Source organism: Dorea hominis, assembly GCF_014287705.1.
Taxonomy (GTDB): Bacteria; Bacillota; Clostridia; order Lachnospirales; family Lachnospiraceae; genus Dorea_D; species Dorea_D hominis.
This window is the reverse complement of record NZ_JACOOY010000040.1, coordinates 1-647: the sequence shown is the minus strand read 5'-3', so window position 1 is coordinate 647 and position 647 is coordinate 1. Positions and strand designations below refer to the sequence as shown.

Below are 647 nucleotides of genomic sequence, written 5' to 3'. Positions count from 1 at the left end.
TAATAACAATTACCTCGGATGTCTTGAATAAGATATTTATCTTATCATTTCTATTTCTTATATGCAATTTTCAAGGTACATATAGATGCGAATATTCGAAAACAGTTATGTGTGACAAGTTTGCTTGTCTAAGCATAAATGCTTTTCAATGCATTGGCATGTAATGCCATGAGCGATAAAATCATAGATTTTAGAGCTTCGCATCTTATCATTCTGACTGCTTGTTTCATCAGTCATCAGAAAACTGAATCCCTTCAATCCTCTGATCACTGGTAAAACCAGTTTTCTTTTTTTAGATCTGGCAGCCACCTACTCTCCCACACCGTCTCCAGTGCAGTACCATCGGCCGCTTGGGTCTTAACCATCGTGTTCGGGATGGGAACGGGTGTTACCCCCAAGCGCATCGCCACCAGAAATCATTATTAAGCTTTTGACAGCCTTAATAACTAAACAATAAACAACAACCCTTACTTTTTTCCGTTTTAGTTGGATTGATTCAGCTGCATTAGCAACTTACTTTATCCACTTTCCTTAGAAAGGAGGTGATCCAGCCGCACCTTCCGATACGGCTACCTTGTTACGACTTCACCCCAGTTATCGGTCCCACCTTCGGCAGCTCCTTCCTTACGGTTAGGTCACTGACTTCG

The 647-nt window shown here is 41.3% G+C and carries 2 rRNA genes; both read right to left on the bottom strand.

Features of this window, described 5'->3' with window-relative positions:
* Window positions 1-296: 296 nt before the first annotated feature.
* Window positions 297-414, bottom strand: a 5S ribosomal RNA gene (gene rrf, locus H8S07_RS14265).
* Window positions 415-535: 121 nt separating this feature from the next.
* Window positions 536-647, bottom strand: a 16S ribosomal RNA gene (locus H8S07_RS14260); the annotation flags it as partial.